Genomic DNA, 25,983 nt, shown 5'->3' with positions numbered 1-25,983 from the left:
CGATCCGGGAAAACGCAACCACCGACAATGTCTGGCCACACACTCTTATGCTGTCCGTTGTGTCTGCTGAAACATCGCCAGTCGGCCCGCCCCTGGAGCGTTGGCTCGACGCGCTGGCCAGCATCGGCGAGGCCGTCGGAAGCGACGAACCGGTCGCCGATCTGCTCGACCGCGTCACGCGCACGGCGTGCACATTGCTCGGATACGACTTCTGCGCGGCGTTCCTCCCGGATGCCAGCGGCCGCGCCCTCACGATCGTCGGCTCACACGGGCTCTCGGCCGAATACATCGCCCAGGTGAACGCGGATCGGCCCATCCTGCTCGACGTCCGCGGCGATGACGAGGCACCGACGAGCATCGCCTACCGGACCGGCGACGTCGTCGCGATCGAGGACATCGAGGCCTATCCCGGCTTCGCGTGGGGCGGTGTCGCACACGAACAGGGCTACCGCGCATTGATCTCGGTTCCGCTGCGGCGCGCAGGTCACGTCGTCGGAGCACTCAACGGCTATCACGCGTTGCCGCATCGATTCGATGCGGCCGAGATCAGTCTCGTGACGACACTGGCGACCCAGGTTGCGATCGCGCTGGGCACCGCGCAGCTGCGCGCCAGCGAGCAGAACACGATCCGCGAGCTGCGCCGCGCCCAGGAGGTGCACGAGTTGCTGACGGCGACCGCGCTGCGGGGCGAGGGTCTCACGGGCGTCGCGCAGGCCCTCGCCGAGTTGCTCGGACGGGCCGTGCTCATCACAGACGTCTACCGGGAAACGCTCGCCGCGGCAGGCTGGGCGGGGCCGAGTCCCAGCACTCCCGCGTCCGACGACCTCGTACGCGGCCAGGTCGTCGGCATCGACGACACCACGGTGGCCGGTGTCGTCCTCGACGGCGCCGTCGTGGCCCACATTCACGTCGACGCACAGCGCCACGTCCTCAGCGGGCTCGATGTGCGGGCGATCGAGCACACCGCGGTGGTCGCGGCGCTCGAACTGTTGCGCGCACGCACGGCAGCCGAAGTGGAGCAACGACTTCGGGGATCGCTCGTGGCCGATCTGCTCAGTTCGGACGGCACCGATATCGACGGGTTGCTCGACCGGGCCCGCCGGCTCGGCTGGGACCTCTCCGGCGAGCACCTGCTACTGGGACTGCGGTGCGTCGATGCGCGGGCATCCGCGGGCAGGCCGGCCACCGAACGGATGCTCGCCGCTGCGGACCGGCTCATCGCCCAGGTGACGCCACGGCCGCTCGCGGCGATCTATCGCGGGGATCTGATTCTCGTCTGGCCGCGTGATGCACACTCGGCCGGACTCCACACCGACGATGCCGCGGCCCGGCTCGTCGAAACCCTCACCGCCACAGGAAGTATCGAACGCACGATCGCCGCCGTCGCGCCCGCGGCCGAACCTGGCGAGCTTCCCGGCGTCTACCGCACGTTGCGCGGGGTGCTCGGGCTCGCCGCAGACGACGGCGGTTCCCGTGTCATCGACCTGCAGGACGTCGCGATCGAACATCTGCTGCTGCAACTGGACGATCCGCGGCGGCTGCGCGAATTCGCCTCTGCGGTACTGGGTTCGGCCCTGGACTACGACCGTGACCGGTCGACGGAGCTGCTGCGAACCGCGCGCATCCTGCTCGATCACAATCTCGACCGCCGGGCCGCCGCGGCTGTTCTTCACCTGCATCCCAACACGGTTCAGCAGCGAATCCATCGGCTCGAAGAACTGACCGGACTGCGAATTTCGCGTCCCCGCGACCTGTTACGGCTCACCGCCGCACTGACCGTCGCCCGTATCGCCGGTATCGGGTGAACGCACGAAACGGCGCCGGGTGCGTATCCGCACCCGGCGCCGTTACCGGTGTCAGGCCGCCGCGACCTTACGCGGACGCCCACGCGGCCGCTTGCGCGCCACGATGGTGCCGCGGTCGAGGATCTCGCCGCCCCAAACACCCCACGGCTCCTGCCGTTCCAGCGCGGCAGACAGGCATTCGCGCCGGATCGGGCAATCCGTGCACAGCGCCTTCGCGCGCTCGAGTTCGACGGGGCTTTCGGCGAACCACAGATCCGGATCACCGATGTGGCACGGCACCGCCGGCAGCCGCTCTTCGCATGTCACCGGCGCGACGCTCATCCCCGGAGCGCTCATCGCAATGGACATGTGCTTGTCCCCCTACTTCCTGGTCGTTGTTTGTCGGAGAAGTTGTTGGATCTGCGACCAGGTTTCTCGGGGTTACCGACAAATATGGCCACGGATCCGGGTTGACTGCGGGTCCGTGGCCATTTCGGCGGGTGATGGAGCTCTACCTAAAGAGGGCTCCAATCCACGGACGCGCGGTTCGCGGCGGCGGGGCGGCGCTTGCGCTGCGGTGCAACGGCAGCAGCGGCCGGCCATCCAGCGCCAGCGGCATGTGCGGTGGGGTGCTCGGCGAGCCTCTGCGGCACGAAGTAAGCCGCTTTGGCGACGGTTTCAACCGCACGGAAGGACGCCGGCATGCCTGCAACCGCTACACCGCTGAACGTGATGTTGATATCCATGATTGCGGGCACCCTCCTTCCGTCTCGTCGCCTGAGTGTGATCTTGAGGCTAAAGCCTAACAGCCGGATCGCACAACCTATTTTCTACCTGCGGTTTTGGCACGATCTTTACGATTCCTGGCGGGCTTTGACCAACTCCAGTACGTCCTGGCCGTACTGCTCGAGTTTTCGGGCGCCGATACCGGGGATGGCGACGAGGGCCGCGTCGTCGGTCGGCAGTGTTTCGGCGATGGCGATCAGCGTGTTGTCGGTGAACACCACGAACGCGGGCACCTTCATCTCCTTGGAGACGCGCAGGCGCCAGTCCTTGAGTTCGGCGAGCAGCTGCTCATCGAGATTGGCCGGGCAGGTCTCGCACCGCCGCAGCATGATCGCCGATGGCGTGGTCAGCGTCGCGTTGCACACCCGACAGCGCGGAGCGGGGCCGCGCTGACGACGGGGCCGGTCGGGCCCGGTCGACTTCGACCCCTGCGTCTGCGGTGCGATGCCGTTGAGGAACCGCGAAGGGCGACGCCCTTGCCGCCCGCCAGGGGTGCGTGCCAAGGCCCAGCTCAGCGCCAGATGCACGCGCGCCCGCGTGACACCGACGTAGAGCAGCCTGCGCTCCTCCTCGACCGGCTCGCTGTCGGGGCCGTGCGCGAGTGCGTGCGAGATCGGCAGCGTGCCGTCGGCCAGGCCGACGAGGAACACCGCGTCCCACTCCAGCCCCTTCGCCGCGTGCAGCGAGGCCAGCGTCACGCCCTGCACGACGGGTGGATGCCGGGCGTCGGCGCGCTGACGCAGTTCGGCGACGAGCGCGCGCAGGTCGAGGTCGGGCCGCACCGCGACCTCTTCGTCGACCAATTCCGCCAGCGCGGTCAGGGCTTCCCAGCGTTCGCGGGCGCGCGTGCCCGACGGTGGTTCGGCCGTCAGTCCCAACGGCTCCAGGAGCTCGCGCACGAGAGCGGGCAGCTCCGCCGGACCGGCCTCCCGATCGGCGTTGCGCTGTAGCGCGACGAGCGCCTGGCGGATCTCCTGACGGCTGAAGAACCCTTCCCCGCCACGCACCTGGAACGCGATGCCTGCCTCGGTCAGCGCCTCCTCATACACCTCGGACTGCGCGTTGATCCGGTACAGGACCGCGATCTCGGCCGGGGCCGTACCGGATTCGATCAGCTTCTTGATCGCCTTGGCCACCGCGTTGGCTTCGGCCACCTCGTCGGAGTACTCGGAGAACGTCGGCACCGGGCCTGGATCACGCTGCCCCACCAGATGCAGCTTGCTTCCGGCCATCCGGCCACGCGCCGCCGCGATCACCCGGTTGGCCAGCGACACCACCTGAGGGGTGGAGCGGTAGTCACGTTCCAGCCGCACGACGGCGGCGTCGGGGAACCGCCGGGAGAAGTCGAGGAGGTAGCGCGGCGTGGCCCCGGTGAACGAGTAGATGGTCTGGTTGGCGTCGCCGACGACGGTGAGATCGTCCCGGTCCCCCAACCAGGCGTCGAGCACCCGCTGCTGTAACGGGGTGACGTCCTGATACTCGTCGACGACGAAGCAGCGATAGCGGTCGCGGAACTCCTGCGCGACCGCGGGGTCGTTCTCGATGGCCGCGGCGGTGTGCAGCAGCAGGTCATCGAAATCCAGCAGGGCCGATCCGTCACGGCGGGCCTTGAGCGCCTCGTAGTCGGCGTAGACCGCCGCGACTCTCGCGGCGTCGAACGGAATGTCGCGGCCGGCCTTCGCGACGGCCGCGCCGTATGCCTCCGGCGTGATCAAAGACGCCTTGGCCCATTCGATTTCGCCCGCGAGGTCGCGCACGTCATCGGTGCTCGGCTGCATCCCGGACCGGCTGGCCGCCTGGGCGACGACGGAGAACTTGCTGTCGAGCAACTCCCAGCCGATATCGCCGACGAGCCGCGGCCAGAAGTACTGCAGCTGGCGCCGCGCGGCGGCGTGAAACGTCACCGCCTGCACGGCCCCGGTGCCGACCCCGGATTCCTGGCCGAGCACACGCAGCCGACCCCGCATCTCACCGGCCGCGCGCGCGGTGAAGGTCACCGCCAGCACCTGGCTGGCGGCGACATGCCCGGCCGCAACCAGATGGGCGATCCGGCGGGTGATCGTGCGGGTCTTGCCGGTACCCGCCCCGGCCAGCACGCACACCGGGCCACGGGCAGCCAGCACCGCCTCCCGCTGCTCATCGTCCAGATCGCTCAGGGTTGAGGGAGGAGCCTCCAACGGCATGGCTCCCATCATGGCAGGGGCGGCCGACATCGCGGCCCGCCGTGCCGTTCTACAGCCGCGCCAACCACTCGTCGAACGTAGTCGGGGCGATGCGCGCGCCGTCCCCGGGCAGCAACGCGTTGCCGGACATGTCCAGGCCGAACACGGCCGACCACGTCGGCACGAGCGTGACGTCACGCCCGCGCGCAGCCAACGTGCGGCGCGCCATGTCGACGAGATCCTGTGTCTGCGGACCGGCGACGTCGGCGTACCGGCCCTGCGGCGCGCCGGTGGCGACCTCGGCCAGGACCGCGGCGACGTCATCGGGGTCGATCGGCTGAACGAGAAGAGGGGCGATCGGGGCGGTGACGCCATCGGGGCCGTCCTGTGCGGTCCAGCCCACCACCATCTCGGCGAAATCGTGGAACTGCGTCGCGGGCACGATCGTCCACGGCACCGGGCCGGCCTCGATGAGCCGCTCCTGCTCGCGCTTACCCGCGTAGTGCGGATTGCCCTCGATCGCGTGAATACCGACGATCGACAACAGGACGTGATGCCCGACGCCCGCGCGCTCCTCGGCGGCGAGCAGGTTCGCGGTGGCCGTGCCGAGGTAGTCCACAGTGCTGTCCCGGTCGGTGGGCGGGGCGCTGATGGCGTCGACGACAGCTTGCACACCGGCCAACGCGGCGTCGAGGCCGTCGCCCGTCGTCAGGTCGACGCCGCGGGCACGGCTGATGGGCACGACGTCGTGGCCCGATGCTTCCAGGGCCCTCACCACCCGGGCGCCGATGTTTCCGGTCGCTCCCGCAACTGCGATTCGCATGATCACTCCTTCGGTCGTTATCTCGGACAATAGAGATCCTTAATAGCTGTAATAGAATACGGGCTGTGAAACTTCCCGTAGCCACGGAGTGGGCGCTGCATTGCGCGACATCGCTGGCGCAGCTGGAGCCGGGCGCGACCGCGTCGGCGGCCGATCTCGCCGAGTACTTCGATCTTCCGGCGGCCTATCTGGCCAAGCAGTTGCAGGCGCTGACCCGCGCGGGCGTGCTCGCCGCGACGACGGGTCCGCGCGGCGGATTTCGGCTCGGCCGGGCGGCCTCCGACATCACGCTGCTACAGATCGTCGAGGCGGTCGACGGGGCGTCAGCGCCGTACGAATGCCGCGAGATCCGCAAACAGGGCCGCGGCGCACTGCCTGCCAGCTGGTGCCGGCACACGTGCATTCTCGCGGTCAAAATGGCCGACGCTCACCAGGCGTGGCGCGCGAGCCTCGACGGCGTCACCCTTGCCGACATCCTCGCCGACCTGCCCGCGACCGCGCCCGCCCGCACGCGCGCACTGCTCACCCGGGACCGTCAGTAGATGTCGAGACCGCCGCGCGCGACCAACTGCTTGGCGATGACGTTGCGCTGAATCTCGTTGGTCCCCTCGCCGACGATCATCAGGGGCGCGTCCCGGAAGTACCGCTCCACGTCGTATTCGGTCGAGTAGCCGTAGCCGCCGTGCACCCGCACGGCGTCGAGCGCGATCTGCATCGCCGTCTCGGACGCGAACAGCTTGGCCATGCCTGCCTCCATGTCGCAGCGCTCGCCTGCGTCGAACTTCTCGGCGGCGCTCAACAGCAGCGACCGGGCGGCATAGAGCTTGGTTCCCATGTCCGCCAACAGGTTTCCCACCGACTGGTGCTGCCAGATGGGCTTGCCGAAGCTTTCCCGGTCCTGCGCGTAGCGCAGCGCGTCCTCGAATGCCGCCCGCGCCACCCCGGTGGCGCGGGCAGCCACCTGCAACCGGCCCACCTCGAGTCCCTTCATCATCTGCGCGAACCCCCGGCCCTCTTCGGTGCCCAACAACGCATCCGCAGGCACGTGGCAGTCGGTGAAGTTCAGCTCGCAGCTCTCGACGCCCTTGTAGCCGAGCTTGGGCAGGTCCTTCGAGATCTCGAAGCCCGGCACCTTCTCGACCAGGAGGATCGACACGCCCTTGTGGGGAGGATGCGCGTCGGGATCCGTTTTGCACAGCAGCGCAACGAGATCCGAGCGACGGGCATTCGAGATCCAGGTCTTGCTGCCGTTGATGACATAGCCGTCCCCGGCTTCGTTCCCGCGGCGTGCCACGGTCCGCATCGCCTGCAGGTCCGATCCGCCGCCGGGTTCGGTGAGCGCCATCGTGGCGCGCAGTTCACCGGTCGCCATCCGCGGCAGATACTTCTGCTTCTGGTCCTCGGTGCCGAACAGCAGCAACAACTTCGACACCACGGTATGGCCGCCCATCGCGCCGGCCAAACTCATCCAGCCGCGCGCCAACTCCTCGGCGACCTGCACGTAGCACGGCATCGACACCGCGCCAAAACCGTAGGGCTCCGGGATCGCGAGCCCGAAGACACCGATCTCCTTCATGGTCTCGATCAGCTCTTCGGGATAGGTGTTGGCGTGCTCAAGTTCCCGAACGACCGGCTTGACCTGCTTCTCCACGAAATTGTGGACCGTCTTGACGATGGTCTCTTCTTCGGCCGTCAGCTTCGTCGAACTCATCAGGCGCCTCCTCGCTGTGACCACCGACGATATTCGGTCGCCGGTGGTCGACAACGCGGGGCGTCAGTCGGTCGCCCGTTCTTCCTGACGCTTCTGCTTCTCGGCGTCGGCCAGGTCGTCCATGTCGTCGGCACGCGCCCGCTTGGCCGCTGCGTCGGCGCGCTTGTCCTGCGCATCGTTGGCCTTGGCTCGCGCGACCATGGTCTCGGCCTGCTCGGCTGCGCGAATCACCGCCTCCTCCTGCTGTTTGGCGGTCTCGGCGGCTTGGGTGCGCTTGGCAGCGACTTCGTCGGCCCGCTTCTTGGCGGCGGCAGTGCGCTTCTGGGCGGCTTCGGTCGCGGCGGTCTTCTTCTGGAGCGCGGTGGAGCGTGCCTCTTTGACCGCCTGCTCCTTGTCCTTGCGGGCCTGTTCCTGTTCGTCTTTCGCGCGCGTGCGGGCGCTCTTGACATCGGCATCCGCCTGTTCGACGTTCGCGGTCGCCTCGGCATCGAGTTGAGCTGCCTGGCGAAGCGCATCGCTGCGCTCGATCAGTGCCGCGCCCCGCTTCTCCAGCTCCGGCGCTCCCAGCGCGCCGCCGACCGTGACATCGAGCATGCCGAGTGAGCGCTCGTAGAAGAGTCGGGCGGGCGCTTCGGAGTCCATGCGAGTGACCACCTGATCCTCGATGAACTGGAGCGGCAGCCGGGCGAGTTGGTACTGGAATCGCAGCACCGCGATAGGAACTTCGGTGATTCTCACTTGTCACTCCTGATTGTCGGGTTCCCGCCAGGCCTCAGGGCAGGTCGGCTTCGTCGGTCAATTTCTCGGCTGCCCGCCGCTTGCGGTCGGCTTCCGCTCGGGCGCTTGCCGATTCCTTGACGGCGTCCTGATGGTCTTCGACCGCCTCGACGACTTCTTCGCGGGCCGCTGCGACGTCCAACCGCTCCTCGGCCTTGGCCTGCTCCACGTCACGCTGTGCCTCGACATCGGCCCGCGACTTCTCGCGTTCGGCATCGCGATGCGCGGCACGCTCGGCGGCCTGCTTCTGCGCGACCTTCTCGGCCTGCGCGGCGTACTCGGCGGCCGCAGCCTCGGTTTTGGCCGCAATCCGCTCACGGGCGGCGTCTGTCCTGGCTTGCTCGGCCTCCGCCTGCGCCTGCTTGGCCTCGGCGTCCGCGACCGCCTCGATCCGGCTGGCTTCCCTGCGTTCCTTGGCTTCGGCCTTTTCCAGCTGGCCTTCCGCGGTCAGTGAGTCGTTTCCGGTCACGGCACCGACGACCTCTTTCGCGGTTCCCTTGACCGAGTCGATGAAACCTTTGCGTGCCTGGTCAGCCTTGCTGTCCTCAGTCATGTGTGCGTCCCCTTCGGTAACTGACCCCCTGGGTTCCACGCATGCCGAATGCCTAACCCCAATGTGGCGTGCGCCACTCAATCGGGAATCCGGTCCCGGTAGGACCCAGTCAGCGGCCGGTGAACACCGGCTTGCGCTTCTCCAGGAACGCGGCAACCGCTTCGGCGGAATCCGCGGTGGACTGCACGACGGCCTGCTCGGCAGCCACCATCGACAGCGAGGTGAGGAAGTCGACGCGCTCGCCGCTGCGCACCAAGCGTTTGATGGCGCGGATCGCCACCGGTGGTCCGGCGGCCAGTCGGCGGCACAGGTCATCGACCGCGGCCGGGAAGTCGGCCGGGCTGTGTAGCGACAACACCAGGCCGAGCGACAGGGCTTCATCGGCCTCGACAAAACGTCCGGTCCACAGCAACTCCAGCGCGCGGGCTTGCCCCACGATGCGCGGCAGCAGATGCGCGCCGCCGTCGCCGGGAATCAGGCCGACCCGCACGTAGCCTTCCGAAAACCGGGCCCGGGTCGAGGCCAATCGCAGATCGCAGGCCAGCGCCATGTCCATGCCTGCGCCGACCGCGACGCCGTCCACCGCGGCGATCAGGGGCTTGTCGAGGTCGAGGGCGGCCGCCGCCACCCGGTGCACCCGGTCCTGCAGCACCTGCTGACGGCCGAGAGTTGTGGTGATCTCAGCGAAGTCGTCGAGATCCACGCCCGAACAGAACGCACCGCCGGCGCCGGTGACCAGCACGACGCGCACATCCGGATCGGTGCGTGCCGAGCGCAACGCCTCGGCCCACCGGTCGAGCATGTCGAGGGTGAAGGCGTTCTTGCGGTGCGGACGGTTCAGCAGGATCGTGCCGACCTGGTCGGCGACGGTGTACTCCAGATCAGACATCGTGTGACTTTCTAGACTTTGGCCGAGGACCGGGCCTCGGAGGCAGTGGATTTCGAGGGCTCGGCGATCAGTTCGACGTCACGGGTCTCGCGCATCACCAAGTAGGTCACGAGCGAGATGGCCGCGCAGACCGAGACGTAGACGAAGAACCAGGGTTCGTGGCCGGCGTCGCGCAGTGCGAGGGCGACGTAGGACGCCGTCCCGCCGAACACCGCCTGGGCGATGTTGTACGGGATCGCGACGCCGACGGTGCGGACCTCGGTCGGGAACAGCTCCGCTTTGACCACCGCGTTGACCGACGAATACCCGGCGACGAACAGCAGACCCAGCAGCGTGTAGGCCAGACACCACAACCAGGTCGGCTGGTTCTGCATGCCCTGCAGGATCGGGTAGGTGAACAACGTGGTGCCCAGGCCGAAGAAGATGAGCACCGGCCTGCGGCCGACCTTGTCGGAGATGTAGCCGCCGAGCGGCAGCAGGAACAGGAACACCACAAGCGCGATGAAGTTGACGCGCGCCGCGTCCTCCTTCGACAGTCCGACGCTGTTAACCAGATAGCTCGACAGGTAGGTGGTGTAGGTGTAATAGGCGACCGAACCGCCGAGCGTGAGCGTCAGCACCAGGAACGCAGCCTTGCGGTGTTTCCACACCTCGGCCAGGGTGCCGCGGCGGTTGCGCGAATCCTGTTGCTCCACAGTCGAGTACGCATCGGTCTCGTGCATACCGCGGCGCAGGTAGAACACGGCGACGGCGGCGACCGCGCCGATGACGAACGGGATGCGCCAACCCCAGTCGTTGAGCTGTTCGTCGGTGAGGACGAACTGCAGGATCACCAGCAGCAGCACACCGGCGATCTGACCGAGCGTGACCGAGATGTACTGGAAACTGGCGCCCAGGCCCCGCCAGCCCTTCTTCGACACCTCGGTGAGGTAGGCCGCCGATGTCGCATACTCGCCGCCGACCGAAAGGCCCTGCAGGATACGGGCGATGAGCAGCATTGCCGCGCCCACATACCCGGCAGTGGCATGGCTCGGCGCGACCGCGATGAGAAGCGCGCTGAACGACATCATCGTGACGGTGATGGTCAGACCGGCCTTGCGGCCGCTGCGGTCGCTCAACCGTCCCAGCAGCCAGCCGCCGAGTGGGCGAGCCAGGAAGCCCACCGCGAAAATCGCTGCGGTGTTGAGCAATTGCGCCGTGGTGTCGCCCTTGGGAAAGAATTGTCCGGCGAAGTAGATCGCGAACGTGGTGTAGACGAACCAGTCGTACCACTCGATCATGTTGCCGATCGAACCTGCGATCACCATCCGCAGGTAGTAGCCGCGTGAGTGCTGCGGCTCGGTGTGAGTCGTCATGCTGATGTCCTTACTGGCGGGCTGCGGTCGCGGTCGTCAGGGCCCACAGCCCCTCGGCGCCGGCGGCAGTGGCGAAATCGGTCAGCTTGTCGTCCCAGTGCTGTACGGAGCCGTACTCCGAACGCCAGGACAGTGCGGGTTTGGTGAACTCGTGCAGGCGGTGTTCGCGGGTGGTGCCGATGGCGCCGTGCACCTGATGCGCGTTGCGCACAACCACCGATGCGGCGTGCCCTGCACACGAACGAGCAACGGCGACAAGGAACTCCAGGTTCGGCGAACCCCAGTCGCTGCGCAGCGCCTCGGCCAGGGCGCCGTCGGTGGCCGCACGCGCCAGAGCCGCTTCGGCGGCGATGTCGGCGACGAGGTTCTGCACGGCCTGAAACTTCGCCAGCGGCCTGCCGAACTGAGTGCGCTCGATCGCGTGGGCGACCGACGACTCCAAGATCCGGTCGAGCACCGCACACACCTGGATCGCACGAACCAACGCCGCGCGCAGATGCCACTGCCGGATCACGTTGTCAGGCAGGGGCGTACCGGTGAGACCCGCGGTGTCGACACGGACCTCATCTCGCGGTTCACCCGCACCGTTTTCGCCGCTGTTGACCGACACCGAATCGGCTGCCACATCTTCGACGCGATAGGACGCTCCGTCGTGCCAGACGATGACGAGCCGCTCGGCAGTCGATGCCCACGGCACGCCGCGGGCGCTGCCGTCGTCGAGCACGCACGCCGTCCGCCGCGAATCATCCACCGGCAGACCGGCCGTCTCCAACAGCCAGCAGGCCAGCAGATCGTGTTCGGCCAACGGGGCACTCACGCCGTGCCACGCCGCGGCACGCAACAACTCGGCAGCTTCGGGCCAGCCGGCCCCGCTCCCGCCGGACTCCTCCGATCCGGTCAGCCGCACGAGGCCGAGTTCGCTCAACTGACCCCACAATTCGTCCAGGCCGTGCCCGGGTTCGTACCGCTCGCGGTGAGTGGCGAACACCGCAGACATCATGTTGACCAGTTCGGCGTCAACGCTCTTCATCAGCGCCCTCTCTTCTTCGCGCAAGCGCTCATCAGCGCAACCCCAATCCCCGCGCGATCACACCACGCAAAATCTCGTTGGTACCGCCGCGCAGCGTGAACCCGGGCCGTTGAACCACGGCATCGGCGAGCATGACGTTGTACGCGTCGTCGTCGGTCTCACCGAGCAGGTCGGCGAAATCGGCGATGTCGCCCTCGGTGGAAGTACCGAGCACCTTCACGACTGCAGCGGCGGTATCGGCGGGTTCATGGCGCTCCAACGCGCCGGCGACCGCGATCGACATCTGATGAAGCCCGGCGATGCGTGCCACGTAGCGACCCAGATCGGTGTGCCGGGCCAGAGTTCCATCGGCCATGTGCCCCGCGACGTCGGCCAGCAACGGAAACGTCGACAGAAAGCGTTCCGGGCCACTGCGTTCGAAGCTGAGCTCCGACGTCACCTGTTGCCAACCGTTGCCGATCGTGCCGAACACCATGTCGTCGGGCACGAACGTGTCGTCGAGGATGACCTCGTTGAAATGGTGCTTGCCGTTCATCGAGATGATGGGGCGGATGTCGACGCCGGGCGCGCGCAAGTCGACGATGAACTGGCTCAGTCCGTCGTGGCGGTGTGCGGGGTCGACGGGCGCGGTGCGGGCCAGGCAGATGAACGCGTGGGCCAGGTGTGCGCCCGAGGTCCACACCTTGGTGCCGGTGAGCTGCCAGCCGCCGTCGGTCTGCACGGCCTTGGTTCGCACGCTGGCGAGGTCCGACCCGGAGTCCGGCTCACTCATGCCGATGCCGAAGTAGCATTCACCTTTGGCGATGGCAGGCAGGAACTTTCGCTTCTGCACCTCGGTGCCGTACTTCAGCAACGACGGCACGATCTGGCGGTCGGCGATCCAGTGGGCGCCCACGGGCGCACCGGCGGCCAGGAGTTCCTCGGTGACGACGAACCGTTCCTGATGGCTTCGGCCGTGACCGCCGTATTCGATCGGCACGGTCATGCCGAGCCAGCCCCGCGCGGCCAGTGCCCGGCTGAAGTCCTCGTCCCAGCCCGTCAGCCAGCTGTCGGCGTAACGTCCGATCTTGCCGGACCGCTGCTGCTCGGTGACGAATTGCCGCACTTCGAGCCGCAATTCGTCCAAGTCGTGCGGATCACCGGCCACCGGTGGCACGAGTCTGGTCATGTTCACTCCGTTCCCTGGGTCGCCGTCGATGCGACCGTTGAAGTGGCTTTCACGACGCCGGCATCGAGAAGCGCGGCGATCTCGGCCTCCGGATAGCCGAGGCCGCCGAGGATTTCGGCGGTGTCCTGGCCGAGCAGTGGGGCGTGTCGCCGCAACCGCACCGGGGTGCGCGACATCGCGAACGGCGTCCGCGTGGCGTAGTAGTCCCCCTCGGTGGGGTGTGTGTGCTTGGCGAGCAGTTCCTGACCCGTGACGTAGTCGTCGTTGTGGGCATCGGCGAGGTCGAGCAGATCGGACGCCGGGATGCCGTGTGCTTCGCAGATTTTCAGCCATTCCCCGGTCGTCCTGCTCGGGGCGGCTTCGCGGACCGCCGTGAGCAGTTCGCCCATGTGACGGTGCCGGTCGTCGACCGTGGCGTAGCGCGGGTGGTCGACCAGGTCAGGGCGGCCGGCCGCGGTGAAGAAGTCGCGCCAGTTCTGTGCGGAGTACGGCATGATGCAGATCCAGCCGTCGGCCGTTCGGTGCGGGACGCGCTCGGGTGTCAGTACTCTCGTCCAGCCGAAGTCCGCCTCGGCGGGAGCAAACGTATGCCCGCCGAGATGCTCGACCAGGTTGAACCCGATCATCGCGTCGACCATGGGCACATCGACTGCCTGGCCCAGGCCGGTGACCTTCTTCTCCATCGCAGCCGCGAGCACGGCGATGACGATGTAGAGCGCGACCACCTTATCGGCGATGACATAGGGCGCGTACCGCGGAGCGCCATCGACGAGTTCGGACAGTTTCGCGGCGCCCGATGCGGCCTGGACGATGTCGTCGTAGGCGGGATAGTCGCGGTAGGCCGTCTGCGATCCGTACGCCTGCGCCGTGCACAGGATGAGGCCGGGGTTGAGCGCGGACATCCGTTCGTAGGTGATGCCGAGTTTGTCGCGTGAGCGGGGTCGCAGATTGGTCACGAGCACATCGGCATCGCGCACCAGGTCATCGAGAATCCGCCGGCCTTCGGCACTACCGAGATCGACGGCGATGCTGCGTTTGTTGCGCTGCAGATTCATCGTGAGCGCACCCATGCCCTCGTGCCGGCGGGCACCGATGTCGCGACTCATGTCGCCGTCGAGGTTTTCCACCTTGATGACCTCGGCACCGAGGTCCGCGAGCGTCGCCGTCGCGAACGGACCCATGATCACCGTCGTCAGATCGATCACCCGCAGACCTGCCAGAGCGCCGGGTGTGATGTGCATCGAAAGGTCCTTTCGCTGTGACGGGCGGCACGGAAACTATCGCAGTTGGCGGAGATTTACGCAATAGCGGATTATTTTACGTATATACATAGACAGTACGATTGTGGCACCAGCGAGAGGACCGCCCGTGACACAGCCATCCGACGCGAAACCCCGTGCGAGGCATCGCACCGTCGACCGGGTCGCAGAGATCCTGGAGTTCGCGGCGCGCGCCCACGGCGGTACCACACTGAGCGAGATCGCCAAAAAGCTTGGCGCACCGGTCAGCTCAGTGCAGGGACTGGTCAACGGACTCGTCGCGACCGGCTACCTCGACGAGCACAACCGCCGATACGTGCTCGGCAGCGCCCCATATCTGCTCAATCGCATGGCGGGACGCCAACCGGTGTCGACCGTCACCCACACCGATCTGTCGCACATCCACGAGCGGTCCGGGCTGACGACCGTGCTGTCGATTGCCGTCGGCCCCAACATCTTTTACGTCGACTACTGCTCATCGGACCCACGGTTCGCCTACCTCGCCGAGAACTATGTGCAGCGGTCGCTGATCCGCACCTCGGCGGGCTGGGTCCTGCTCGCCGGCATGGACAAGCGTGATCAGTGGGCCTACCTGAGGGGCGTGGAGGACGCCGAGCGGCCGCTGATCGACCGCTTCTTCGCGACGCTGCCACAGATCGAGCAGACGGGAGTCTGCGCGGCGCCCAATGCTTCCGAGCACGGCGACGGCATTTCCATCGCCGTGCGCGAAAACGACAAGACCGTCGCGGCCGTGGGCATCATCTCGACGCACGAGGAGATTTCCTCACGTCGCGACGAGCTGACCGCGATCTTGACCGACCAGGCCCGGCAGTGGTCGGCACGGCAGACCGGTTGACCGCGGATACCGGCATACCCGGGCATTCGGTTACGTTGTCAGGACTATGACTGCTTCATCCACGGCGCTGACCATGTACACCACGACGTGGTGCGGCTACTGCTCGCGGCTCAAGACCGCGCTGAAGGCCGAAGGCATTCCCTACACCGAGATCGACATCGAGGCCGATCCGAGTGCAGCGGAATTCGTGGGTTCGGTGAACGGCGGAAACCACGTCGTGCCGACCGTGAAGTTCGCCGACGGGTCGACGCTGACCAACCCGAGCATCAAGCAGGTCAAAGCGAAGCTGGGCTAAGTCGCCCCGTCACATCGACCAACTTGTCGGTCCATCGAACTAATGTTCGATGCATGATGGATTTCCAATGGCGCGATTACGACAGCGCTTCGTTGTCGTCACTCAGTGACGAGCAATTACGCGAAGGCATCGCCTACTACGACCGTCGGGTCAAAGAGGCACATGCAGCCAAGGTCCAAGCCATTGCCCGGCTGAAGGCGCTCACGACACCTGCAGCGCTGGGCGCTCGGTCTTGGGTCGAGGTGGTGTCGAGTCGACTCAACATCAATCACGACCAGGCCCGGCGCCTGTTGAGGGAGGTCGCGCTCGCCGAGCCGTAGACCGTGCGGTCAGTCGAGGGCAGCCCAGGATTCGATGATCTCGCGTGCGATGGAGATCGATCCGGGCAGCAGAAACCGTGACGGCGACTCACTGTTCCAGTCGCCGTGGTCGAGTGCCTCGCGGATCTCGGCGCGCGTGAACCACTCAGCCTCGGCGATCTCGCCGTCGTTGAAGGAGAATGGCTGCTCCGGGTCGCCGATCGCGTGGAACCCGACCATCAGCGAACGCGGGAACGGCCACGGCTGACTGCCCAGGTACTGCACATCGGTGACCGTCAGCCCGATCTCCTCCGCGATCTCGCGCTGCACGCACGTCTCGAAGGACTCGCCCGCCTCCACGAAACCGGCCAGGATCGAAAACAGCCGCTCCGGCCACACCGCTTGACGGGCAAGCACCGCCCGGTCATGACCGTCGTGCACCAAACAGATCACGGCCGCGTCGATGCGGGGAAATTCCTCGTGACCGTTGTCGGGGTTGACTCGCGCCCAGCCGCTCCGCGCCGGCTTGGTCACCGCGCCGTCGACAGGGCTGAAGCGCGCATGGTCATGCCAGTTGAGCAGGGCAGTTGCGGTTGCCACGAGCTGAGCGCTCGTGTCGTCGAAAACCTGACCGGCACGGCGCAGATCCAACACCTGGGTTTCCTCGCTGGGGTCCTCGGGCCCTTCGAGCGCGGCACGCACCGCCCACACGTGCGGGCCGTCATAGAGGCGACCCAGGAACACCGCGTTCTCAGGCGGCTTCTCGGCGTAGGCAATCGCCTTGCCCAGCACCACCCGCCCTCCCGAGATCAGCACCTGATTGCGCCGGTCCACCCGCAGGAGCAGCGCATCCGGCCAACCGGCCAATGCGGCGTCGACATCGGTGCGCACGGTGTCGGCGCGGTCAGCACCGATGCGGGACAACAGCGGGACGTTACGGAGACTGAAAGACCGGCGATCGGTCATCGTTCGGCGTCCGCACTGCGGATGTAGAGCAACCGGTCCCCAGCCTCCAAGGCATCCACCTCCGGCGCGTCGACCCGGACCAGGCGGCCTTCGCGGACCACGCCGAGCACGATGTCGTGCAGGTGCCGCGGTGAGCCGCCCTCCTCCTTCGGGCTGACCTCACGTTCGGCGATGGCGAACCCGGCGTCGGGCGTCAGCAGATCTTCCATCATCTCCACCACGCTGGGCGTCTGGGTCGCGATACCCAGCAGGCGGCCGGCCGTCTCGGAGGACACCACGGTGGAATCGGCGCCGGACTGTCTGAGCAGATGCTGGTTCTCGGCTTCGCGCGCCGCGGCGATGATCTTGGCTTTCGGGGCGAGTTCGCGCGCGGTCAGCGTCACCAGGACGGCGCTCGCATCGTCGTCGGTCGCGACGATGATCGCCTTCGCGTGCTGGGCACTGGCCAACCGCAGGATGTCGGACTTGGTGGCGTCTCCGTGCACGGTGACCAGTCCGGCGCTGCGGGCGCGTTCCAGCGCAGAAAGGCTTTCGTCGACGACGACGATGTCGGCCGGCGCAACCTCGTCACCGACCATGGCGGCGACCGCGGTGCGGCCCTTGGTGCCGTATCCGATGACGACGGTGTGGTTACGCACTCTGCTCCTCCATCGCTGGATCTTCAGCGCCTGCCGCGACTGGGTGGTCAGCGTTTCCACCGTGGTACCGATGAGGACGATCAGGAAAGCCACCCGCAGCGGCGTGATCACGAGGACGTTGACCAGCCGCGCCGACTCGGTGTAGGGCGTGATGTCGCCGTAGCCGGTCGTCGACAGCGACACGGTCGCGTAGTAGAGGCAGTCCAGGAACGACAGCGGGTTGTTCTCGTCCGGCGCGCTTTCGATGTCGCGGTAGCCGTGCCGGTCGAGGTAGACGATCAAGACGGCGGCGAACAGCGCCCCCAGCGCATACATGACACGCATCGCGATCTTGCGCCCCGGGCTGACGAACGGCTCGGGAATCCGCAGCACGTCGACGAGCGCGGCGTCCGGCCGCGAGGTCAGGTTGGGGTCGATGGCGGCGAGCCGGCGCCGCAGCCTGCCTTTAGCCACGCGAACTATTCACCCAGGACCCGGATAGCGCCGGGATCGGTCCGAGCAGACGCACGCCACAATGTAACCATGACCGCACCTTCGCCTCAGCAGATCTCCGTGGCACCGACCGCGCGCCGACTCTCCGGGCTTCTGCTCGGCATGGGAGTTCTGCACTTCGTCGCACCAAAACCGTTCGACTCCATCATCCCGGCCGAGCTGCCCGGCAGTGCCCGGTTCTACACGTACGCCTCGGGCGTCGGCGAACTGGCCACGGGTGCACTGCTGGCCGCGCCACGCACTCGCCGACTGGGGGCGCTGGCCGCCGTGGCCCTGTTCGTCGCGGTGTTCCCGGGCAACGTCAACATGGTGCGGCTGTGGTGGGACAAGCCGTGGCCGATGCGCATCGGCGCGATCGCCCGGCTGCCGCTGCAGATCCCGATGATCACCACGGCACTCAAGGTCTATCGCAACTCCTGAGCGGACCTACTCCGGCTGCTCGGCCAACAGTGCCTCCAGTTCGTCCGGGCCGGGCAGCGAGTCGGGACTGACGGTCTGGCCGGAACGCACGTAGTGGAACGCCGCCCGCACCGATTCCGGCGGGCAACCCCGCAGCGCGGCCCATGCCAGCCGGTACACCGCGAGCTGAATAGCGGCCTGTGCCATCGCTTCTGGAGTGGCCGGAGGTTCGCCGGTCTTCCAGTCCACCACCGTCGTGGTGCCGTCGGGCTCGGTGAACACGGCATCGATGCGGCCGCGCACGATGGTCTTGCGGGTCTCCCCGATCACCATGTCGAACGGAACCTCCACCTCGACCGGTGTGCGCGCCGCCCAGCGAGACTTGACGAACGCGTCCTGCAGATCGGCGAGGTCCTCGGCGCACGCCCGTCCGCTGTCGCTGTCCACCGCGCCCGGTAGATCGTCGAGGTCGAACAACCGCTCGGCGTGGAAGAACCGCTGCACCCACTCGTGGAATGCGGTGCCCAGCAAGGCGTGCGGATCGGGCCGTTGGGGTAGCCGCCGACGTAGCCGCTCCCGCGCCGCCTTGGGGTCACGGCTCAGCTCGACCAGGGTGCTGACCGACAGTTGACCGGGCAGTTCCGCCACGACGGACTGCGGCCCGCGGTCGCGCTCGGCCAGCAACGCGTCGACGTCGGCGGCCCAGTCTTCGCGGTCGGCGCCTGACTCGAGGTCACCGGCCATCGCGCGGGTCACCAGCTCGGCGCCGCCGCCGACATCCGCGCCATTGGCGGCCACGGCCGGCCACATCGCTTCGACAGCCTTGTCGCGCAACGGGTTCTGCTCACCGGCTGCCGGATCGGCCGCCCAGTGCTCGATCTCGCCGCACGGCAGCCCTTCGGCGGCGGCCTCGTCGATGATGGCCTTGAGCTCGCACAGGAACTCCGAGGGCCCGCGGGGCTTGCTCTCGGTCGCACCCCAGTGATGACCCGACAGCAGCAGGGTGTCCTCGGCGCGGGTGATCGCGACATAGAGCAGCCGGCGCTCCTCGTCGACGCGACGCTGATCGAGACTGCGCTTGTGATCGGAAATCTTGTCCGACAAGATCTTCCGGTCGTTGACGTCCGAGGTGTCGAGTACCGGCACACCGATCTCGGAGACTGTTGCCCGGTCCCCGCGCAGCAGCGGCGGCAGATCCGCGGCATCGGTCAGCCACGTCCGGGCCTGCGCCGTCGACGGAAACACCCGGCCACTCAGGTGCGGCACCGCGACCACTTGCCACTCGAGCCCTTTGGCGGCGTGCACGGTGAGGATCTGCACGCGGTCGTGCGAGACGGTCAGTTCGGCGGGGGCCAGACCGTTCTCCACCTCCATCGCGGCGTCCAGATAGGCCAGCAATGCCAGCACCGAAGCGCTGGGCCTGCTGGCGAAATCCGCCACCAGATCGCCGAACCGGTCGAGGTGCTCGGTGCCGGCCCATCCCGACGTCACGGGCCGGGCCGCGCGCGCTTCGGCGTCGAGGCCGAGGACCCGTCGAACCTCGGCGACCAGTTCGGGCAGCGGATGGCTCAGGTGCGCGCGCAGTATGGTCAGCTCCCGGCTCAGCGCCACGATGCGCTGATAACCGGTGGCCGAATACTGTTCGGGCGCACCGGGATCGCAGATCGCATCGGCCAGGCAGGCCGCGTCGGCGTCGGGCGCGGCCTGCGCGACGATGTCGGCGGTGCTCAGCTCCCCCGCCTGCCGGTCGTCGAGTTCGACCGCGCGCCGCCACAACGCCGCGATGTCGCGGGCTCCGAACCGCCACCGCGGTCCGGTGAGAACACGCATGACGGCCGACCCCGCAGTCGGATCTGCCACGAGCCGCAGCATGGCCACCAGATCGGCGACCTCGGGCACCGCCAAGAGGCCCGCCACGCCGACCACCTCGACCGGCACGCCGCGAGCGGTGAGCGCAGCAGCCATCGGCGCGGCGTCGGCGTTGCGCCGCACCAACACCGCCGCGGTCGGCGCGGCGACGCCGCGACCGGTGGCGTCGTGATAGATCCGCGCCAGGTGGTCGGCCACCCAATCACGTTCGGACACAACGTCGGACAGCAGCGCACACCGGATCGTGCCCGGGTCGGCGTCGGGACGGGGCAGCAGCGCGCGCACCGCGACCGAGCGCTGCCGCGCCTCGGCCGACACCGCGTTCGCCACATGCAGAGTGCTCGGCGGATTGCGCCAACTCGTACGCAGTTCGAGCGTGGGCGCGGGGGTGCCGTCGGAGTACGGGAAATCGGTGGTGAACCGCGGCAGATTCGTCGCCGACGCACCGCGCCAGCCGTAGATCGACTGGATCGGATCGCCCACGGCAGTCAGCGCCAAGCCGTCGTCGGCCCCGCCGCCGAACAGGGCCGACAACGCCACCCGCTGGGCGTGACCGGTGTCCTGGTATTCATCGAGCAGCACCACCCGGTAACGCTCGCGCAGCTGCTCGCCGACCTGCGGGAATCGCGCCGCCAGCTGGGCCGCGGCCGCCATCTGCATCCCGAAATCCATCACCTTGTCGGCGCGCATCCGCTCATGCAGAGCGTCGATCAACGGCACCAGCTCGGTGCGTTCGGTCTGAGTGGCCAACATCTTCAGCAGCCACTGGCTCGGCCCGCGGTCGCGCTGGTACGGCCCGGCGGGAAGGGTGTGCACGAGCCGTTCGAGTTCGACGTGCGTGTCGCGGAGCTGGTCGGTGTCGACCAGATGCTCTGCCAGCGCGCCGGCCAGCCGCAACACCATCGCCGTGACCGCCGCGGGAGTCTTGTCGGTGGCGAGCTCGCCCGGATGTGCGCACACCACCTCGAAGGCCAGCTGCCACAGCTCGGTCTCGCTCAGTAGGCGGGTATCCGGCTCGACCGGCAACAGCAGGCCGTGCTCGCGCAGCAGCGTGCCGGCGAACGCATGGTAGGTGCCGACTGTCACGGACTCAGCGGCTTCGTCGGCGACGCCGGACACCGGCGCCAGCCCCGCGCCGGCCAGCCGGGCCAGCCGCGTCCGGACCCGGCGCAGCAACTGCCCCGCCGCCTTGCGCGTGAACGTCAGGCCGAGCACCTGCGACGGCGTGGCGAACCCGTTGGCGACCAGCCAGACGACGCGCGCCGCCATCGTCTCGGTCTTGCCTGCCCCGGCACCGGCGATCACCACGAGCGGGCCTGGCGGCGCGGCGATCACGGCGGCCTGCTCGTCGGTGGGCGGGAAAAGGCCCAGCGCTTTGGACAATTCGGCCGGGCTGTACCGAGCGCCGGCCGGCGCGGAGATCGCAGCGGTCATGACCGTCCTTCCCCAGATTGTGCCGGGCAGCTCGACCGCACCGGGCAGTTCGAGCAGCCGTCGTTGACGCGCGCGAGGAACTGCGGGCCCGCCGTCGCGGAAGCCGCCTGCCGTACCGACTCCAACCACTCGGTCCGGGTCGCGGGTGCCATCGGGTCCTGCTCACGTTCGGTCGCGCCGGCGGCACCGGCCTTACCGAGGTAGACCAATCGCCCACCGCCCGGCTCGTCCCCGTCGGATAGCAGCCCGGCTGCCACGGCGAGCTGATACATGGCCAGCTGCGCATGACTCTGCGCGTCGTCCTTGGTCACCGGGCTCTTGCCGGTCTTGAGATCGACCACCACGAGCCGACCCGCCTCGTCGCGTTCGAGGCGATCGAGCCGGCCCCGCACCCGGACTCCGGGCGCGCCATCCTCCGGCTCGACGATGACACCGTCGACGTCGATCTCGGTGCCGACCTCGGTGAGCTCACGCCGGGTCTCGGCGCGCCAGCGGGTGAACGTCTCGAGCATCGCGCGGTGGCGCTCCAGCTCGTTGTCCGAATACCACTGCGCCTCGTAAGGCAGCTGGCTCCATACCTTTTCGAGCTCGTTGACCAGTTGACTCTCGGTTTTGTGCGAGTCGGCGACGAGCGCGTGCAACAGTGACCCCACCGTGGACCGCACATCGCGGCCGTCGCTGCCGCCATGACGTTCGAGCAGCCAGCGCAACGGGCAGTCGGTGAGCATCTGCAACGTCGACGGCGACAGCGAGACAACGGGCGCGACCGCGCCATCCGTTTCCGACCACAACGGCTCCTCGGTGGACAGCGGAGTCATCGCGTGCCATTGGGCCGGGTCGGCGCCGGGCACGCCCGCTGCGGCCAGCCGGGCCAATTGTGTTGCCGCGCAGGCCCGCGAATCGTCGTCGACCGCGCCTGCGGGAGCGCAGACCACCGCCCGCAGCCGGCCGACCAGCGCCGAGGGCGCCAGCACGCGGGGCGCGATCAACGGCGGCTGGGGCACCGGCTCGGTGGCCAGCTCGGCCAATTCGGTGCAGAACGGCGAGGGCAGCAAGGATTCGTCACCGGCGTCGCTGTCGACCGCGGTGACCAACAGGCGGCTGCGGGCGCGGCCCATCGCCGCCATCAGCAGTCGCCGCTCCTCGGCCAGCAGCGGCGCCCGCGTCGACACCGCGCGATCCGCCGGCGTCGCCACTCCGTCGAGCACATCCACCAGGTGCTGGGTGCCGAGCACGCCGCCGCGGGGAACGGTGTTGGGCCACAATCCTTCCTGCACACCGGCGATGACCACGAACTCCCACTCGCCGCCGAGCGCGGCGTGCGCACTGAGGACCGCGACCGCATAGTCCTGACGCGTGTCGTCACCTGCCGGAGCGCCGAGACGTGTCACGTGGTCGACCAAGCCGCCCAGCGAGGCCCCCGCGGTCCGGTTCACGTACTGGTCGGTGACGTCGAACAGGGCTGTCACCGCGTCCAGGTCGCGATCGGCCTGCACGGCCGTACTTCCCCCGCGCTCACTGGCCGCCAGCCACCGACGCTGCAATCCACTTGCGTGCCAGGCCTGCCACAGTGTGAACCGAGGATCGGCGCCGTCGGCCGCGCTGCGGCGTGCGGCGGTCAGTACCGAACGCAGCCGCCGCAACGGCCGCAGCAGCTCGGCCGACAACCCGTCCGGATCGGCATCGATCGCCTCGATCAGCAACTGGCCGAAATCCTTTGGCGGCGTTGAGCCGTCGGCGCGCCGCAGCGCCCGGCGCAGTTGGCGCAGCGTCACCGGATCGACCCGGCCGATGGGCCCGGTGAGCAGATTCAGCGCGCCGTCGGCGTCCAGGCCGCCTGCCGCGGTGGCGCTGAGCACCGTCAGCATCGCCGCGACGGCGGGCTGATGCGCGAGCGGCACACCGGTGGCCCGTTCCTGCACGGGCACTCCCGCCGCGGTCAGGGCACGCGCGAGCGAGGCGCCGGCACGCGGTACCGATCGGACGATGACGGCCATCTGCGACCAGGGCACCCCGTCGACCAGATGCGCACGGCGCAGGGCATCGGCGATCAGCGCGCCTTCGGCATGCGGGGACGCGGCCAGCCGCATGCTCACCGTGCCATCGGTTTCTGGGTTTCCGGTCAGTGCCCGGGTGGCGCCGACACCGGGCAACCGCTGCGCGAGCCCGGAGATGGCCGACGCGATCGCGGGCGCGCAGCGGTGCGATTCGGTGAGGGTGATGGCCGGGTGGGTGTCGTCGCGCAACAGCACCGGATCGGCACCGCGGTAACCGAATACGGATTGGTCGGGGTCGCCTGCGATGACGGTGAGGCCGGCGCCTGCCGCCAGAACCCGAACGAGAAGGGCGGCCTGTGGATCGAGGTGCTGCGCGTCGTCGACCAACAGCAGCTTGATGCGGGCACGTTCGGCGGACAGCAGCTCGGCGTCGGTGCCCAGCGCCTCCAAGGCGGCGCCGACGAGCTCGGCGGCTCCCAAGGCGGGCACGGTGGCCTGAGGGGCGGCCATTCCCACCGCGGAGCGCAGCAGCATGATCTGCTCGTAGGCTTGGGCGAACCGGCCCGCGGCCAGCCATTCCGGCCGCCGAGCGGCACGGCCGAGGCGTTGCAGGGCAATCGGATCCACCCCGCGCTCGGTGCACCGCGCCATCAGGTCGCGCAGCTCGGTGGCGAAGCCCGCCGTGCTCAGCGCGGGCCACAGCTGCTCGGGCCAGCCGACCGGCGAGTTCGGGCCGTCCTCGAGATCACCGGCCAGCAGCTCGCGGATGATGCCGTCCTGCTCGGCACTCGTGATCAACCGGGGCGGCGGATCGCCGTTGCGCTGTGCGGCCAGCCGCAGCACCGCGAACGCGTACGAGTGCACCGTGCGGACCAGCGGCTCACGCACGACGCCCTGTTCGCCCGCGCCCAGCAGTCGTGCTGTGATGGCGGCGCGTGCGGCCGTGCGCAGCCGGGCCGAACCGGTCAACAGCAGAACCGATTCCGGGTCGGTGCCCGCCACGATGTGCTCGACAGCGGTGCTCAGCAACAGCGAGCTCTTGCCGGTGCCGGGCCCGCCGAGCAGGCGCACCACACCGCTGCGCCCCGATTCGAGCAGGGCAGTGCCCGCCGGCGATACGGACTCGACGTGTTGTGCGGTCATGGAAAGGATGACACCAGAAGGGACCGACAAGTAGCGGCTATCTAGCATCGACAGGGTGTCAGCCGATGTTTTGCACATACACCGTTTCGGCCCGCCGGGGTCTCCACAGGCCTTGCTCGTTCACGGGTTGACCGGTCATGGCCGGCGCTGGAAGACGCTGGCAACCCGGCACCTGGCCGAATTCTCGATCGTCGCACCCGATCTGATCGGGCATGGCCGGTCGTCGTGGGCCGCGCCGTGGACGCTGGACGCGAATGTGGCGGCGCTGTCGGGCCTGCTGGACGGCCCGACGCTCGTCGTGGGGCATTCGTTCGGCGGTGCCGTCGCACTGAATCTGGCGGCCGCTCACCCCGATCTCGTCAGTGGGCTGGTGTTGTTGGATCCGGCGGTCGAGCTCGACGGGGAATGGATGCGCGACATCGCCGACAACATGATGGCCTCGCCGGATTACCCGGACCGTGGCGAGGCACGCGACGAGAAGGTCAACGGTTCGTGGGGTGAGGTCGAGCCCGCCGAGTTGGAGCGTGAACTCGACGAGCATCTGGTCGAGCTGCCCGGCGGTCGCTGGGGCTGGCGCATCAGCATCCCGGCGATGATGGCCTACTGGAGCGAACTCGCCAGGCCGGTTGCCCTGCCGCGCAAGGGAACCCCCACCGCTTTGGTGCGCGCGACCCGCACCGACCCACCGTACGCGCGGGAAGCGTTGATCGACGGGCTGGCCGCGCATCTGGGTGCGGATTTCACGCTGCTGGACTGGGATTGCGATCACATGGTGCCGGTGGCGAAGCCGGCCGACACGGCCGCGCTGATCCGGGAACGGCTGGGGTAGCCATGCCCGCGGTGACCGAGGAACAGGTGGAGACAGTGCGCGGGCTGGTCGCTGCGATCCCGGCGGGGCGGGTGTCGACGTACGGCGACATCGCCGATGCGGCAGGTCTTTCCAGCCCGCGGATCGTCGGCTGGATCATGCGCACGGATTCGTCGGATCTGCCCTGGCACCGCGTGATCACCGCGTCGGGTCGACCGGCCCCGCATCTGGCCACCCGTCAGCTGGAACGACTGCGCGCCGAAGGTGTCCTGGCGGCCGACGGCCGGGTGCCGCTGCGCGAGTACCGACACAGGTTCTGAGCGCGAGTGTGCGGGTTCGTACTCGCGCAGCGGCTCAGACTCAAGTGGTGGCTGCAACACCGTGATTCGAAGGGTGTTGCTTTTATGGGTTTGCAGACGGGGTTTCGTGGTCGTGGTGTACCGCCGGGCGGCGGGTTGGCAGATTGGGTGCGGGAGCGGTTCTGGGAGGC

The 25,983-nt window shown here is 68.3% G+C and carries 24 protein-coding genes; 8 read left to right on the top strand and 16 right to left on the bottom strand.

The features are described 5' to 3' along the window. Positions 1 to 59 precede the first annotated feature (59 nt). Complete coding sequence (locus AWC31_RS14535; RefSeq protein WP_165765968.1) at positions 60 to 1,805, top strand: helix-turn-helix domain-containing protein; 1,746 nt, start codon at positions 60 to 62, stop codon at positions 1,803 to 1,805. A 51-nt stretch (positions 1,806 to 1,856) separates the two neighbouring features. Here the strand turns inward: AWC31_RS14535 and AWC31_RS14530 are convergent, their stop codons facing one another. From AWC31_RS14530 to AWC31_RS14520, 4 genes are all read right to left on the bottom strand, one after another. Further along, on the bottom strand, positions 1,857 to 2,153 hold the full coding sequence (locus tag AWC31_RS14530; RefSeq protein WP_110775093.1) for a WhiB family transcriptional regulator: 297 nt from the start codon (positions 2,151 to 2,153) through the stop codon (positions 1,857 to 1,859). Positions 2,154 to 2,299: 146 nt separating this feature from the next. Then, positions 2,300 to 2,530, bottom strand: a complete 231-nt coding sequence (locus AWC31_RS37145) for a hypothetical protein (RefSeq protein WP_131807581.1) — start codon at positions 2,528 to 2,530, stop codon at positions 2,300 to 2,302. Between the two features lie 108 nt (positions 2,531 to 2,638). After that, a complete protein-coding gene (locus AWC31_RS14525) occupies positions 2,639 to 4,783 on the bottom strand; it encodes an ATP-dependent DNA helicase UvrD2 (RefSeq protein ID WP_085144898.1) in 2,145 nt (714 codons plus the stop codon). Positions 4,784 to 4,802: 19 nt separating this feature from the next. Then, positions 4,803 to 5,555, bottom strand: a complete 753-nt coding sequence (locus AWC31_RS14520) for an SDR family oxidoreductase (RefSeq protein WP_085145453.1) — start codon at positions 5,553 to 5,555, stop codon at positions 4,803 to 4,805. Positions 5,556 to 5,620: 65 nt separating this feature from the next. Here AWC31_RS14520 and AWC31_RS14515 point away from each other — a divergent pair, with 65 nt between their 5' ends. After that, a complete protein-coding gene (locus AWC31_RS14515) occupies positions 5,621 to 6,097 on the top strand; it encodes an RrF2 family transcriptional regulator (protein WP_085144897.1) in 477 nt (158 codons plus the stop codon). Here the strand turns inward: AWC31_RS14515 and AWC31_RS14510 are convergent. The 8 genes from AWC31_RS14510 to AWC31_RS14475 form a co-directional block, all read right to left on the bottom strand. Then, entirely contained in the window at positions 6,091 to 7,266 is a 1,176-nt protein-coding gene (locus tag AWC31_RS14510) for an acyl-CoA dehydrogenase family protein (RefSeq protein WP_085144896.1), read from the bottom strand. The genes AWC31_RS14515 and AWC31_RS14510 overlap by 7 nt on opposite strands. Positions 7,267 to 7,329: 63 nt before the next feature. Then, positions 7,330 to 8,004, bottom strand: a complete 675-nt coding sequence (locus AWC31_RS14505) for an IF2 family translation initiation factor (protein ID WP_085144895.1) — start codon at positions 8,002 to 8,004, stop codon at positions 7,330 to 7,332. Positions 8,005 to 8,038: 34 nt separating this feature from the next. Beyond that, a complete protein-coding gene (locus tag AWC31_RS14500; protein WP_085144894.1) occupies positions 8,039 to 8,596 on the bottom strand; it encodes a CsbD family protein in 558 nt (185 codons plus the stop codon). Positions 8,597 to 8,705: 109 nt separating this feature from the next. Beyond that, positions 8,706 to 9,485, bottom strand: coding sequence for an enoyl-CoA hydratase/isomerase family protein (locus AWC31_RS14495; RefSeq protein ID WP_085144893.1), 780 nt, complete (start codon positions 9,483 to 9,485; stop codon positions 8,706 to 8,708). Between the two features lie 11 nt (positions 9,486 to 9,496). Continuing rightward, a complete protein-coding gene (locus AWC31_RS14490; RefSeq protein ID WP_085144892.1) occupies positions 9,497 to 10,840 on the bottom strand; it encodes an MFS transporter in 1,344 nt (447 codons plus the stop codon). Positions 10,841 to 10,850: 10 nt separating this feature from the next. Next, entirely contained in the window at positions 10,851 to 11,894 is a 1,044-nt protein-coding gene (locus AWC31_RS14485; protein WP_337360656.1) for an acyl-CoA dehydrogenase family protein, read from the bottom strand. A gap of 7 nt (positions 11,895 to 11,901) precedes the next feature. Further along, a complete protein-coding gene (locus AWC31_RS14480) occupies positions 11,902 to 13,044 on the bottom strand; it encodes an acyl-CoA dehydrogenase family protein (RefSeq protein ID WP_067854412.1) in 1,143 nt (380 codons plus the stop codon). Continuing rightward, a complete protein-coding gene (locus AWC31_RS14475; protein WP_085144891.1) occupies positions 13,041 to 14,279 on the bottom strand; it encodes a CaiB/BaiF CoA transferase family protein in 1,239 nt (412 codons plus the stop codon). Before AWC31_RS14475 ends, AWC31_RS14480 begins: the two co-directional genes overlap by 4 nt. A 127-nt stretch (positions 14,280 to 14,406) precedes the next feature. On the opposite strand from AWC31_RS14475, the gene AWC31_RS14470 reads away from it, so the two are divergent. The 3 genes from AWC31_RS14470 to AWC31_RS14460 are packed head-to-tail and all read left to right on the top strand — an operon-like array spanning position 14,407 to position 15,768. Further along, the gene (locus AWC31_RS14470; RefSeq protein WP_085144890.1) at positions 14,407 to 15,153 is read left to right on the top strand and encodes an IclR family transcriptional regulator; all 747 of its coding nucleotides are present in this window, start codon (positions 14,407 to 14,409) and stop codon (positions 15,151 to 15,153) included. Between the two features lie 46 nt (positions 15,154 to 15,199). Next, positions 15,200 to 15,448 (top strand): mycoredoxin Mrx1, encoded by a 249-nt coding sequence (gene mrx1, locus AWC31_RS14465; RefSeq protein WP_067854415.1) that lies wholly within the window; start codon positions 15,200 to 15,202, stop codon positions 15,446 to 15,448. 53 nt (positions 15,449 to 15,501) lie between these two features. Next, positions 15,502 to 15,768, top strand: a complete 267-nt coding sequence (locus tag AWC31_RS14460) for a hypothetical protein (RefSeq protein WP_085144889.1) — start codon at positions 15,502 to 15,504, stop codon at positions 15,766 to 15,768. Between the two features lie 9 nt (positions 15,769 to 15,777). On the opposite strand, the gene nudC is transcribed toward AWC31_RS14460, so the two are convergent. Then, positions 15,778 to 16,713 carry an NAD(+) diphosphatase gene (nudC, locus tag AWC31_RS14455; RefSeq protein WP_085144888.1) on the bottom strand — a complete coding sequence of 312 codons (936 nt, stop codon included), beginning with the start codon at positions 16,711 to 16,713 and terminating at the stop codon, positions 15,778 to 15,780. Further along, positions 16,710 to 17,804 (bottom strand): NAD-binding protein, encoded by a 1,095-nt coding sequence (locus tag AWC31_RS14450; protein ID WP_067854423.1) that lies wholly within the window; start codon positions 17,802 to 17,804, stop codon positions 16,710 to 16,712. The genes nudC and AWC31_RS14450 overlap by 4 nt, the downstream gene beginning before the upstream one ends. Positions 17,805 to 17,873: 69 nt before the next feature. Between AWC31_RS14450 and AWC31_RS14445 the strand changes: the two genes are divergently transcribed. Continuing rightward, on the top strand, positions 17,874 to 18,263 hold the full coding sequence (locus AWC31_RS14445; RefSeq protein WP_067854426.1) for a DoxX family protein: 390 nt from the start codon (positions 17,874 to 17,876) through the stop codon (positions 18,261 to 18,263). Positions 18,264 to 18,269: 6 nt separating this feature from the next. On the opposite strand, the gene AWC31_RS14440 is transcribed toward AWC31_RS14445, so the two are convergent. Then, on the bottom strand, positions 18,270 to 21,545 hold the full coding sequence (locus AWC31_RS14440; RefSeq protein WP_085144887.1) for an ATP-dependent helicase: 3,276 nt from the start codon (positions 21,543 to 21,545) through the stop codon (positions 18,270 to 18,272). Next, on the bottom strand, positions 21,542 to 24,685 hold the full coding sequence (locus AWC31_RS14435; protein ID WP_085144886.1) for an ATP-dependent helicase: 3,144 nt from the start codon (positions 24,683 to 24,685) through the stop codon (positions 21,542 to 21,544). The genes AWC31_RS14440 and AWC31_RS14435 overlap by 4 nt, the downstream gene beginning before the upstream one ends. Before the next feature lie 55 nt (positions 24,686 to 24,740). Here AWC31_RS14435 and AWC31_RS14430 point away from each other — a divergent pair, with 55 nt between their 5' ends. Further along, entirely contained in the window at positions 24,741 to 25,514 is a 774-nt protein-coding gene (locus AWC31_RS14430; RefSeq protein ID WP_085144885.1) for an alpha/beta fold hydrolase, read from the top strand. A 2-nt stretch (positions 25,515 to 25,516) separates the two neighbouring features. Further along, complete coding sequence (locus tag AWC31_RS14425; RefSeq protein ID WP_085144884.1) at positions 25,517 to 25,813, top strand: MGMT family protein; 297 nt, start codon at positions 25,517 to 25,519, stop codon at positions 25,811 to 25,813. The last annotated feature ends 170 nt before the right edge of the window (positions 25,814 to 25,983 follow it).

Source organism: Mycolicibacterium wolinskyi (assembly GCF_002101965.1).
Classification (GTDB): Bacteria; Actinomycetota; Actinomycetes; order Mycobacteriales; family Mycobacteriaceae; genus Mycobacterium; species Mycobacterium wolinskyi.
Note: the sequence above shows the minus strand (reverse complement) of the source record. Positions and strands in the feature narration are given on the sequence as shown.

Bases quoted from the DNA above. Each gene is read 5' to 3' on its own strand.
- AWC31_RS37145 (WP_131807581.1), bottom strand. From the start codon at position 2,530: ATGGATATCAACATCACGTTCAGCGGTGTAGCGGTTGCAGGCATGCCG.
- AWC31_RS14520 (WP_085145453.1), bottom strand. From the start codon at position 5,555: ATGCGAATCGCAGTTGCGGGAGCGACCGGAAACATCGGCGCCCGGGTG.
- nudC (WP_085144888.1), bottom strand. From the start codon at position 16,713: ATGACCGATCGCCGGTCTTTCAGTCTCCGTAACGTCCCGCTGTTGTCC.
- mrx1 (WP_067854415.1), top strand. From the start codon at position 15,200: ATGACTGCTTCATCCACGGCGCTGACCATGTACACCACGACGTGGTGC.
- AWC31_RS14510 (WP_085144896.1), bottom strand. From the start codon at position 7,266: ATGAGTTCGACGAAGCTGACGGCCGAAGAAGAGACCATCGTCAAGACG.
- AWC31_RS14475 (WP_085144891.1), bottom strand. From the start codon at position 14,279: ATGCACATCACACCCGGCGCTCTGGCAGGTCTGCGGGTGATCGATCTG.
- AWC31_RS14460 (WP_085144889.1), top strand. From the start codon at position 15,502: ATGATGGATTTCCAATGGCGCGATTACGACAGCGCTTCGTTGTCGTCA.
- AWC31_RS14440 (WP_085144887.1), bottom strand. From the start codon at position 21,545: ATGACCGCTGCGATCTCCGCGCCGGCCGGCGCTCGGTACAGCCCGGCC.
- AWC31_RS14435 (WP_085144886.1), bottom strand. From the start codon at position 24,685: ATGACCGCACAACACGTCGAGTCCGTATCGCCGGCGGGCACTGCCCTG.
- AWC31_RS14495 (WP_085144893.1), bottom strand. From the start codon at position 9,485: ATGTCTGATCTGGAGTACACCGTCGCCGACCAGGTCGGCACGATCCTG.
- AWC31_RS14445 (WP_067854426.1), top strand. From the start codon at position 17,874: ATGACCGCACCTTCGCCTCAGCAGATCTCCGTGGCACCGACCGCGCGC.
- AWC31_RS14500 (WP_085144894.1), bottom strand. From the start codon at position 8,596: ATGACTGAGGACAGCAAGGCTGACCAGGCACGCAAAGGTTTCATCGAC.
- AWC31_RS14530 (WP_110775093.1), bottom strand. From the start codon at position 2,153: ATGTCCATTGCGATGAGCGCTCCGGGGATGAGCGTCGCGCCGGTGACA.
- AWC31_RS14425 (WP_085144884.1), top strand. From the start codon at position 25,517: ATGCCCGCGGTGACCGAGGAACAGGTGGAGACAGTGCGCGGGCTGGTC.
- AWC31_RS14525 (WP_085144898.1), bottom strand. From the start codon at position 4,783: ATGTCGGCCGCCCCTGCCATGATGGGAGCCATGCCGTTGGAGGCTCCT.
- AWC31_RS14490 (WP_085144892.1), bottom strand. From the start codon at position 10,840: ATGACGACTCACACCGAGCCGCAGCACTCACGCGGCTACTACCTGCGG.